This window comes from Streptomyces sp. NPDC051173 (genome assembly GCF_040689515.1).
Lineage (GTDB): Bacteria > Actinomycetota > Actinomycetes > Streptomycetales > Streptomycetaceae > Streptomyces.
The window spans coordinates 1-11742 of sequence record NZ_JBFBBD010000126.1; the positions used below are offsets into that span (position 1 = coordinate 1).

The 11742-nt window shown below is 74.3% G+C and carries 4 protein-coding genes; all 4 read right to left on the minus strand.

Annotation, left to right across the window (positions count from 1 at the left end):
• Positions 1–332: 332 nt before the first annotated feature.
• On the minus strand, positions 333–1790 hold the full coding sequence (locus AB0435_RS33210; RefSeq protein ID WP_366004244.1) for an FAD-binding protein: 1458 nt from the start codon (positions 1788–1790) through the stop codon (positions 333–335).
• Entirely contained in the window at positions 1787–2224 is a 438-nt protein-coding gene (locus tag AB0435_RS33215; protein WP_366004245.1) for a nuclear transport factor 2 family protein, read from the minus strand. The genes AB0435_RS33210 and AB0435_RS33215 overlap by 4 nt, the downstream gene beginning before the upstream one ends.
• 36 nt (positions 2225–2260) lie before the next feature.
• Entirely contained in the window at positions 2261–2695 is a 435-nt protein-coding gene (locus AB0435_RS33220) for a nuclear transport factor 2 family protein (RefSeq protein ID WP_366004246.1), read from the minus strand.
• Positions 2692–11742 (minus strand): SDR family NAD(P)-dependent oxidoreductase (locus AB0435_RS33225; RefSeq protein WP_366428649.1); only part of this gene is annotated, 9051 nt, incomplete at its 5' end. The genes AB0435_RS33225 and AB0435_RS33220, both read right to left, overlap by 4 nt.

Genomic DNA, 11742 nt, shown 5'->3' on the forward strand with positions numbered 1-11742 from the left:
GAAAGGCCCACCCCATGTCCCGAAAACGCCTGGCAGGGCTGGCTGACCCCGGCGATGAGCACGGACGACACCGCGAAGATCACCGACGACAGCAGGTGCGCCGACGTCGTGCGGGCGGCGAGCCCGGCGGATCCGGCCTTGGCGCGACGCGTTGTCAGAAGCCCCGCCCCCCGCACGTGTGTGTAATACGGACTTCGCCGACGCGCCCGCCTGTGTGGGCTGCGTCCCCGCACGTGTGCGTCATGCCCGACGGGCTGGATGCGGCGCGATCACTTCGGCCACATCCAGCCCGTCTGGGGAGTTCGCGGGCTGCGCCGCGTCGCGTACGCCGCCTATGCCGCGGGCGAGGACCGCACCGCCGCCGGCGTGAGCGCCGACGCGTCGAGGTTCACCACGGCCAGCTCCTCCGCGCTGAACGGCGGAGTGGTCAGTTGCGGGCGGCGTTCGCCGGTGCGCATGGCGAGCAGGAAGCGGTTGGAGCCCAGCTCGGACTGGGGCGCGTTCAGGCTCATGACGTCCGTGACGATCTCCGAGGCCTCCGGGACGCGGATCGACGCCGCGGTGATGGCGTCGGCGAACCGGAGGCGCTGCTCGGTGTCGACGCCGACGAGCCGCGGGTCGGTCGCGTCGACACGGCAGTTGACGTAGTCGATGTCCTTGGACGCCGCCAGGATCCAGGGGTCGTCGACGGCCGCGCCGATCGCCTTCTGTATCCGGTGCCCGGCTCCCGCCCCGGCGGGGACGCCCTGTGCGAGTTCCCGGTCCAGGGTGACGGCGCAGCGCGCGGCCGAGCTCATGCCGTGGCCGTAGATCGGATTGAAGGCCGTCAGGGAGTCGCCGAGGACGAGCAGTCCGTCGGGCCACCGGTCGAGCCGCTCCGGGTAGAGGCGCCGGTTGGCGGCGGAGCGGGAGCCGTAGAGGGGGGTGAGCGGTTCGGCGTCCCGCAGCAGTTCGGCGATGACCGGGTGCCGCAGGTCCCTCGCGAACGGCAGGAACTCCTCCTCGGTGGAGGGGAGCCGGGCGCCGCGCGTGCAGGAGAGCGTCACGATCCAGCGGCCGCCCTCGATGGGGTAGACGACGCCGAAGCGGCCGGGTTCGCGGACGTTGTCGTCGGCGGCGATGTTCACGGCGGGGAAGTGCCGCGTCGCCCCCGGCGGGGCCTGGAAGAACCGGGTCGCGTAGGCGACGCCCGCGTCCACGACGTCCTCTTCGAGCGCGGGCACGTCGAGCGCCGCCAGCCACTGCTTGAGCCGGGAGCCGCGGCCGGTGGCGTCGATCACCAGGTCGGCTTCGAGCGAGGTCCGCCGCCCGCTGTCGATGTCGCGTACGACCACGCCGGTGACCCGGCCGGCGTCGCCCGTCAGGTCGACGGCCTCGGTGCGCTGGAGGACGGTGATGTTCCGCCGCCTCAGGGCCTCCTGGCGGACCGTCAGGTCGAGCAGGGGGCGGCTGGCGAGCAGGGCGAACTGCGTGGCGGGGAAGCGGTGTTGCCAGCCCTGTCCGGTGAGGGTCACCAGGTCCTCGGGGAAGCCGAGCCGGCGGGCTCCGGCCGCGAGGAGGCGGTCGGTGGTGCCGGGCAGCAGGTCCTCGATGAGGCGCGCGCCGTTGGACCACAACAGATGGGCGTGGCGGCCCTGCGGCACCCCCTTGCGGTGCCGGGGCTCCTCGGGCAGGTCGTCGCGCTCCACGACCGTGACGGTCTCCGCGTGGCGGGCCAGGACGTGGGCCGCGAGGGTCCCTGCCATGCTGGCGCCCAGAACGACGGCGTGTGCGAGTCGGGTGGTGGTCACGCGCGGTTCCCTTCGGGGTGGGTGGGGCCGGTGCCGGATGCCGTGCCGGCCGCGCCGGGCTCGTCCATGGTCACGTCCGTCACTCCCCAGAACGCCTGGACCCGGCGGCCCAGCCCGTTCTCGTCGAGCTCGACGATGCCGACGATGCGGAAGGTCATCGGCCGTGGTTTCCGCACGGTGACGGTCGTCGGCGTCACGACGAAGCGGTCGTCCATCGAGGTCATCGGCGGGTCCGGCACCTCGTGCGTCCCGCAGGAGACGGCCAGTTCGAGGTGCCGGCGCAGATCGTCCTTGCCGACCATCGGTGGCCGTCCCACGGGGTCCTCGAAGACGATGTCGTCCGCGAACAGGTCGAGGACGCCCTCGATGTCGCCGGCGTTGATCCGCCGGGCGTAGTCGAGCGCCATCTTCTTTCGCGCGGCCTCGTCGGGCATTGCACCTCCAGGAAGGCAGAAAAAAAGGGGGGCCGGTCAGCCGAGGACCGTGAGATCGGATGTGCCCCAGTACGCCTTCACGTGCTCGACGAGGCCGGACTTCTCCAGGCGCATCACGAGCATGGCCGCGCGCCGGATCCGGGCCGTCCGCGGGTCGTCGGGGGCCTTGAGCCAGCCGCGCTCGGCGTACAGCGGGCCGTCGGGCAGATAGTCCATGACGGAGGTCACCTGGAGCAGGACGTGGGTGCCGTCCTGCCCGGCGACCGGCTCGGCCGCCTCTTCGCGGACGTGGGCGCCGAGCAGGCGCGCGTAGTGCGCGCGCAGTTCTCCGTGACCGCTGAGCGGCGGCAGGCCGACCGGGTCCTCCAGGACGGCGCCGGGGGCGTACAGCTCCAGGACGGCGTCGACGTCCCCGGCGTTGATCCGGCGGCTGTGCTCCAGGGCGCGCTGTTTGCGGGTGAACTCGTTCATCGCTGTTCCTCCACTGCCTGGCCGTTGTGTCCGTTGCCGGTGTCCCGGCCGAGATCCCGGTCGATGAACGCGAAGATCTCGTCGGTCGACGCGTCCTGGATGCGGGTGGCCACCGCTGCCTTCCCGGCCGTGCCGTCCGGCACGTCGAGGCGGGCCAGCGTGGCGCGCAGCCGCCCGGCCAGCTCGGTCCGTGCCGTGCCGTCCTGCGAGGAGACGGCGAGCAGGGCGGACTCCAGGCGCTCGAACTCCTCCAGGACCCCGGCGAGCGGGTCCGCCTCCTGCGGGGCCAGCTCCTGCCCCAGCTGGTGGGCGATCGCCGCCGGGTCCGGGTGGTCGAAGACGAAGGTGGCGGGCAGCTTCAGACCGGTCGCCGCCGAGAGCCTGTTGCGCAGCTCCACCGCGGTCAGGGAGTCGAAGCCGAGTTCCCGCAGCCCCTGCGTGGCGTTGACGGGCGTGGCCGCGTCGTAGCCGAGGACCGCCGCGACGTGCGAGCACACCAGGTCGAGCAGCGCCTGCTCCCGCTCCGCCGCGGGCAGCGTGCTCAGCGTCCTCAGGAGCGCGGATGCCCCCGCCGAGCCGCCGGCGGGCTTGCCCGCGCCGCCGCGCACCAGGTCCCGCAGCAGCGTCGGGGCGGCGGAGTGACTCCGCGCCTGCCTGCGCATCCGGGCCAGGTCCAGGCGGACCGGCGCGAGCAGCGGCAGCCCGCTGCTCCACGCGGCGTCCAGGAGGGCGAGGCCCTCGTCGGCGCCGAGCCCGACCACACCGGCGGCGGCGTGCCGCGCCCGGTCGGCGTCGCTCAGGCGTCCCGACATCCCTTCCGTCAGCTGCCAGTAGCCCCAGGCCAGGGACGTGGCCGCGGCGCCGCTGCCGTGCCGGTGCGCGGCGAGCGCGTCGAGGAAGGCGTTGGCGGCCGTGTAACCGGCCTGCCCCGCCCCGCCGAGAAGGCCGGCCACCGAGGAGTACAGGACGAACGCCGACAGATCCGCGTCCGCCGTCAGCTCGTGCAGGTTCCAGGCGGCGTCCGCCTTCACCCGCATCACCTCCTCGACCTGGTCGGGCGAGAGGTTCTGGACGACCGCGTCGCTCACGGTGCCCGCGCAGTGGAACACCGCGGTCAGCGGGTGCTCCGGGGGCACCGACGCCAGCAGGGCCGCGGCCGCCTCCCGGTCGCCCGGGTCGCAGGCGGCGAAGGTGATGTGCGCGCCCAGCGCGGCCAGGTCCGCGGCGAGTTCCAGCGCGCCGGGCGCCTCGGCCCCGCGCCTGCTGGACAGCAGCAGGTTCCGTGCCCCGTGGCGCGTGACCAGGTGCCGGGCCGCGAGGGAACCCAGGGCGCCGGTGCCGCCGGTGACCAGAACGGTGCCGTCCGGGTCGAACGCGACCGGCAGCGCGAACACCGGCGGATGTGAGGCGGAAGAGCCGGAACCCAGTGCCTCGGGCGCCCGGCGGACGTCCCACACGGACACCTCCACCGGCACCAAGGCGCCTCGCGCCCCCAACTCCGCCAAGGCGGCGACCGCTTCGCGCGCCCGGTCGGGCGCGACCGGCCCGACCACCTGATCCGGGCCGTCTCCCCGCCGGACCACCAGCGCGCCGTCCCGGGCCGTCAGGACCACGGTGGGGGAGCCCGCCTGGGCGGTGCCGCCCACGACGTCCGTCTTCCGGAGCCGGGCCAGGCACAGCGCGGCCGACCCGACGGCTCCGGTGCCCTCCTCGACGAGCAGCGAGTCGCCTTCGCCCAGCGCCGCCACGTCCGCGAGGGCGTGGTACGCGGACACGTAGGCCGCCAGGGACCCGGCCGCCTGCGCCCAGTTCCAGCCGGACGGCACCGGCGCCACGAGCCCGGCCCCGGTGACGGCCACCGGCCCCACCGCGTCGAACAGCCCGAGCACCCGGTCGCCCACCGACACGGTGCCGACCCCGGCACCCGCCTCCGTCACCACACCCGCACCGCCGATCACGGACGTCGGAGCATCGAGCGCGGCCAGGTCCGGCGCGGCCGCGCGCAGCGCCACCCGCACCTCGTGTGCCGCGAGCTCCCGGCCGGCCTCAGGGGCGTCGACGAGGGCGAGCCGCTCCCCGTCGCCCCGGGCGAGGCGCCATGTGGCGGACCCGACCGGCGGAGCGAGCCGCCTGGACGCGTCGTCGCGCACGAGCCGCGGTGCGTACGCCTGCCCCTCGCGCAGCGCCAGTTCAGGCTCGCCCGACCCCAGCGCCGCCGGGACCGCTTCGAGGGAAGCGGGCAGTTCGTCGATGTCGAGCAGCGTCAGGCGGCCCGGGTTCTCGGCCTGCGCGCTGCGCACCAGGCCCCACAGCGACGCGCCGGGCAGATCGCCGGCCTCCTCGCCCGGCCGTGCGGCGACAGCGCCCTGGGTGACGACGACCAGGCGGCTCGTCCCGAACGCGGTATCGGCGACCCACTCCTTGAGCAGGGCCAGCAGCGCGAGGGAAGCCTGCCGTGCGAACTCGGCGGCGTCGTAAGGGCCTTCCTCCGGCGTGACATACACCGCGAGGACGACATCGGGCGCGCCCGCCCCTTCGGCGACCTCCGCCCGCAGCGCCCCGAACGTCTCCCGCACGGGCGCCCCGTCCAGCACACCGGCCAGCTCCGCCGCCAGCGGCTCACCGGGCAGCGCGACGACGGCGGCACGCGGGGAACCGCCGTCGCCCCGGGCACCCGTCCGCGTCCAGTCGAGCCGGAACAGCGCGTCACGGTCCACGCCCCGCGCACCCGCGACCTGATGGGCCGCCACCGGCCGCACCGTGAGCGCCTCCAGCGTGAGCACCGGCGCACCGCCGGTGTCCACGGCCGTCAGGGACAGCTGGTCCGCGGCCGTACGGGCGATCCGGATCCGCAGCCTGTCCGCGCCCGCGGCGTGCACCCGGAGGCCGCTCCAGGAGAACGGAAGCAGCACCTGGTCCGTGTCGGCGGACGACGTGACCGCGTCCAGGATCAGCGCGTGCAACGCGGCGTCGAGCAGCACGGGATGCACCTGGTACCGCCCGGCCGCGCCGCTCTCCGTCTCCGGCAGCGCCACCTCGGCGTAGATGTCCTCGCCCTGCCGCCACGCGGCCACGAGACCCTGTGAAGCCGGGCCGAAGTCGTAGCCGTACGCGGCGAGGTCACCGTAGGGGTCGGCCCCGGAGACCGGCGTGGCACCCGGCGGCGGCCAGGCGCCGACGGGCCCGGCGTCCGGCGCACCCGGGCCGGCGGGCGCGAGCACACCCGCGGCGTGCTTGGTCCACGCGTCCTCCTCCTCGCCGTCACCGGCGGGCCGGGAGTGGACGGACACCGGGCGCCGCCCGTCCTCGTCCACCGCGCCGACCGACACCTGGAGGTCGACCGCGCCCCCGTCCCCGAAGGCGAGCGGCGTGTGCAGGGTGAGGTCCGCGAGCTGTTCGCAGCCGGTGCGCACGGCGGCCTGGAGGGCCAGCTCCACGAACGCCGAACCGGGCAGCAGCACGGTGTCCATGACCCGGTGCTCGGCCAGCCACGCCTGGTCCCGCGGCGAGATCCGGCCGGTCAGCAAGTGGCTGCTGCCGTCCGCGAGTTCCACGGCGGCACCCAGCAGCGGGTGCCCGGCCGAGGCGAGCCCGAGCCCCGACGGATCCCCCGCGAGACCCCGGCGTCCCTCCAGCCAGTACCGCTCCCGCTGGAAGGCGTACGTCGGCAGGTCCACGATCCGCGGCGGCGGAACGGCGGGGAACCAGCCCGTCCAGTCGACATCGGCCCCGGCGGTGAACGCCTGGGCGGCGGCGCGGGCGAGCTGGGCCGTGTCGCCGTGATCGCGGCGCAGCGTGGGCACCACGGTGGCGGAGACGTCCGCCCGCTCGATGGTCTCCTCCATGCCGAGGGTCAGTACGGGGTGGGGGCTGGCCTCGATGAAGACGCGGTAGCCGTCGGCGAGCAGGGCCTCGACGGTGTCGGCGAAGAGGACCGGCTGCCGCAGGTTCGTGATCCAGTAGTCGGTGTCGAGGGTCCTGGTGTCGTCGAGGTTCCCGGCGGTGACCGTCGAATAGAACGCGACGCCGGTGTCCGTCGGGCGGATGCCGGAGAGGCTCTCGGTGAGCAGATCGGTGATCAGGTCGACCTGGGGGCCGTGGGAGGCGTAGTCCACATCGATGACGCGGGCCCGCAGCTCGCGCGCCTCCGCTGCGGCGACGACCGCGGCGACCTCTCCGGGCGGCCCGGAAATGACGGTGGAGGACGGCCCGTTGACCGCCGCCACACCCACCCCGGGGTACTCCTCGATGAGCTCGGCGGCCTGCTCCCGGCCGACTCCGAGGGACGCCATCGCACCGCCCCCCGACAGCTCCCGCAACGCCCGGCTCCGCAGCGCCACGACCTTCGCACCGTCCTGAAGCGAAAGCGCCCCCGCCACACAAGCAGCCGCGATCTCCCCCTGCGAATGACCCACCACAGCAGCGGGCACGATGCCGTACTCCGCCCACACCGCGGCGAGAGAGACCATCACCGCCCACAGAACCGGCTGCACCACCTCCACCCGCGACAGCTCCTCGCCGTCGCCCCGCAGCACACCCGTCAACGACCAGTCGACATATGGAGAAAGCGCCCGCTCGCACTCGGCGATCCGGTCAGCGAACACCGGTGAGTCGTCCAGGAGTTGGGCACCCATGCCCACCCACTGCGACCCCTGCCCCGGGAACACCAGCACCGGACCGGCACCGGACGATCCCGCGACCCCGGACACGACGTCGGACGAGGGCTCGCCCGCCGCCAGCGCCCGCAACCCGGCCGTCAGCGCCTCCCGGTCGCGGCCCAGGACGACGGCCCGCTGCTCGAACACCGACCGGCTCCTGACCAGCGACCACCCCACGTCGACGGGCGACGCGAGCCGGGGGTCGTCGGCCACGCGCGCGGCCAGCGCCCGGGCCTGGGCCCGCAGCGCCGTCTCGTCACGGGCGGAGACCACCCACGGCACCACTCCGGCCGGCGCCTCGGAGGCGCTCGCGCCCACCGGCTCCGGCACCTCCGGGGCCTGCTCCAGGATCACGTGCGCGTTCGTGCCCGAGATGCCGAAGGCGGACACCCCGGCCCGGCGCGGGCGTTCGCCGCGCGGCCAGGCGACCGGCTCGGCGAGCAGCCGCACCCCACCGCCCTCCCAGTTCACGTGCGGCGTGGGCGCGTCGAGGTGGATCGAGGCGGGGAGCCGCTCGTGCTCCAGGGCCTTCACCATCTTGATCACACCGGCGACGCCGGCCGACGCCTGCGCGTGCCCGATGTTCGACTTGATCGAGCCGAGCCACAGCGGCCGGTCCTCGGGCCGGTCCTTGCCGTACGTGGCGAGGAGCGCACCGGCCTCGATGGGGTCACCCAGCGTGGTGCCGGTGCCGTGCGCCTCCACCACGTCGACGTCCTCGGCGGACAGGCGCGCGTTGGCGAGGGCCTGCCGGATCACCCGCTGCTGCGCCTGCCCGTTGGGCGCCGTCAGGCCGTTGCTCGTGCCGTCCTGGTTGATGGCCGAACCACGGATGACGGCGAGGACCTTGTGGCCGTTGCGCCGGGCCTCGGACAGCCGCTCCAGGACCACGAGGCCCGCGCCCTCGGCCCAGCCGGTGCCGTCGGCCGCGGCGGCGAACGGCTTGCACCGCCCGTCCGCGGCGAGACCCCGCTGGAGCGAGAACTCCACGAACGCGCCCGGTGTCGCCATCACCGTCGCGCCCCCGGCGAGCGCCAGTGAGCACTCGCCCTGGCGCAGCGCGTTGGCCGCCTGGTGGATCGCCACCAGGGAGGACGAGCAGCCGGTGTCGAGCGTCATCGCCGGGCCCTCGAGACCCAGGACGTACGACACGCGGCCCGAGGCGACACAGCCGAGGTTGCCGGTGCCGATGTACCCCTCCACCTCCGTGGGCCGCTCACCGACCAATGCGAGGTAGTCGAAGATCGTCAGGCCGGTGAACACCCCGGCGTCGCTGCCCTTGAGGGCCTCGCGGTTGATGCCCGCGTGCTCGAATGCCTCCCAGGCCGTCTCCAGGAGGAGCCGCTGCTGCGGGTCCATGGCGATCGCCTCGCGCGGGCTGATGCCGAAGAACGCGGCGTCGAAGTCCCCCGCGTCGTAGAGGAACCCGCCCTCGCGCACATAGCTCGTGCCGCGGCTCTCCGGATCCGGGTCGTACAGCGCCTCCAGGTCCCAGCCGCGGTCGTCGGGGAAGTCGCCCATGGCGTCCCTGCGGGCCATGACCAGGTCCCACAGCTCCTCGGGGGAGCGGACGTCGCCCGGGTACCGGCAGGCCATGCCGACGATCGCGATCGGCTCGTCGTCCGCGGCGACGGTGGCCGCCCGCGCCGCGCCGGCCGCCGTCCCGCCCGACAGCTCGGCCTGGAGGACGTCGGCGAGGGCCTCGGGCGTGGGGTGGTCGAAGACCACCGTGGTCGGCAGGGTGAGGCCCGTGGTCTTGTTGAGCCTGTTGCGCAGCTCCACCGCGGTCAGCGAGTCGAAGCCGAGCTCCTGGAACGGCTTCGCCGCCGGCACGGCGTCCACATCCGAGTGCCCCAGCGTCGCCGCCGCCTGGGAACGTACGTGCTGCAACAGCAACTGCCGCTGCTGAGCGGGCTTCGCCCCGGTCAGCTCCTGGTGCAGCGACGACTCCTCGGCGCTCTCGCGCGCCACCGGCGCGACCGCCCGCCGGTTCTCGGGCAGGTCCCCGAGCAGGGGGCTGGGCCGCTGCGCGGTGAACGTCGACGTGAACTGCGCCCAGTCGAAGTTCGCCACGGTCAGCGTGGTCTCGCTCGAACTCACCGCCTGGTGCAGCGCCTTGACGCACAGATCGGGGCTGAGCGGATGCAGGCCGAAGCGGCTGAAGAAGGTCAGGGCGGCCTGGTCGGCGGCCATGCCGGCCTCTGCCCAGGGGCCCCAGGCGATGGAGGTGGCGGGGAGTCCTTGGGAGCGGCGGTGTTCGGCGAGGGCGTCGAGGAAGTGGTTGGCCGCGCCGTAGGCGCCCTGCTGGCCGCTGCCCCAGACCCCGGCGCCGGAGGAGAACATCACGAAGGCCGACAGGTCCGCGTCCCGCGTCATCTCATGGAGATTGAGCGCGGCCCGCGCCTTCGGCCGGAGCACCGCGTCCAGCTCGGAGTTCGAGAGATCGCCCAGCGCGATGTAGTTCGGCACGCCCGCGGCGTGGATGACGGCGGTGAGGGGGTGCTCGTCGGGGATGCCGTCGAGGAGCTCGCGGAGCTGGGTCGGGTCGCCGACGTCGCAAGCGGTGACGGTGACGGCGGTGCCGCGCTCCGTGAGTTCGGCGGCCAGCTCCCGGGCCCCGGGGGCCTCCGGCCCGCGTCGGCTGGTGAGGAGGAGATGCGGAGCGCCCTGATCGGCGAGCCAGCGGGCGAGGACACCGCCGATGCCGCCGGTGCCGCCGGTGATGAGGGTCGTGCCCTCCGGCCGCCACGCCGGGCTCGTGTCCGGGGTGCTGGGGGCGTGGACGAGACGCCGGGCGTGGGTGCCCGAAGGGCGGACGGCGATCTGGTCCTCGTCCTGCGGGAGCAGACCGGCGGCCAGCCGGGTGAGCGTGTGGTGGTCTATCCGGCCGGGCAGGTCGATCAACCCGGCCCACAGACGGGGGTGTTCGAGCGCGGCGACGCGCCCCAGACCCCAGACCTCCGCCTGGAGGGGGCGGGTCAGGGCGTCGGTGGCGCTGATGGAGACGGCGCCCTGCGTGACGGTGTGCACGGGCGTCGCCGCGCCGTTGTCGCCGAGGGCCTGGATGAGAGCGGTGGTCGCCGCGAGCCCGGCCGGCACGGCGGAGTGCCCGGGGTGCGGCTCCTCGTCGAGGGCCAGCAGATTGACGATCCCGGCGTACGTGTCCTCACCCATCAGGGACAGCAGCTCCTGGGCGAGACCTGCGCGCTCCACGGCGGGTACGTCGACCAGATGGCGCCGCGTCCCGGCGCCGTGCGCGGTCAAGGCTTGCGCGGTCGCGAGGACGGCGGGGTGCTCCGCGTGCGCGGCGGGCACGAGTAGGAGCCAGGTCCCGCTCAGTTCCGGTGCCGCCGAGGTATCGGCAAGATGCTTCCAGACGGCGCGGTAGCGCCAGGAGTCGACCGTGGTCCGTTCCCGGTGCCGTCGGCGCCAGGCCGAGAGGACCGGCAGGGCGGGCTCCAGCGCCGCGGCGGTTCCCGGCTGCCCGTCGAGCTCCAGACTGCCGGTGAGCGCCTCGATGTCCAGGTCCTCGATCGCCTGCCACACCTGGGCCTCGACAGGGTCGTGGCCACCACTCACCGCAGGGGCCGCCGCGGGCGGCTCGACCCAGTAGTGCCGGCGCTGGAAGGCGTATGTCGGCAGGTCGATGGTGCGGGGGGTGGGTTCGGTGGGGAACCAGCGTCGCCAGTCGATGTCCGCGCCGGCTGTGAAGGCCTGGGCGGCGGCGTGGGTGAGCTGGGTGAGGCCGCCGTGGTCACGGCGCAGGGTGGGGACGACGGCAGCTGTGACGCCGATGTGGTCGACGGTTTCCTGGATGCCCAGGTTGAGTACGGGGTGGGGGCTGGCCTCGATGAAGAGGCGGTAGCCGTCCGCCAGGAGGGCCTCGACGGTGTCGGCGAAGCGCACCGGCTGCCGGAGGTTCGTCACCCAGTAGGCCGTGTCCAGCCCCGTGGTGTCGGCGCGCTCGGCGGTGACGGTGGAGTAGAACGCCACCTCGGTGTCCACCGGCAGGATACCGCTCAAGCGGTCCATGAGCTGGTCGGTCAGCTGGTCGATCTGCGGGCCGTGCGAGGCGTAGCCGACGTCGATCACGCGGGCCCGGAGTCCCCGCGCCTCGGCATCGGCGACCACGGCGGCGACGTGCTCGGGCGGCCCGGAGATCACCGTCGAGGACGGCCCGTTGACCGCCGCGACGCACACCCCCGGCCGGTCCCCGATCAGCTCGGCGGCCTGCTCGGCACCGGTCCCGAGGGACGCCATGTCACCGTGTCCTGCCAGCTGGCGGAGGGCGTCGCTGCGTATGGCGACGATGCGTGCTGCGTCGTGGAGGGTGAGTGCGCCGGCTACGCAGGCGGCGGCCATTTCGCCTTGGGAGTGTCCGACGACGGC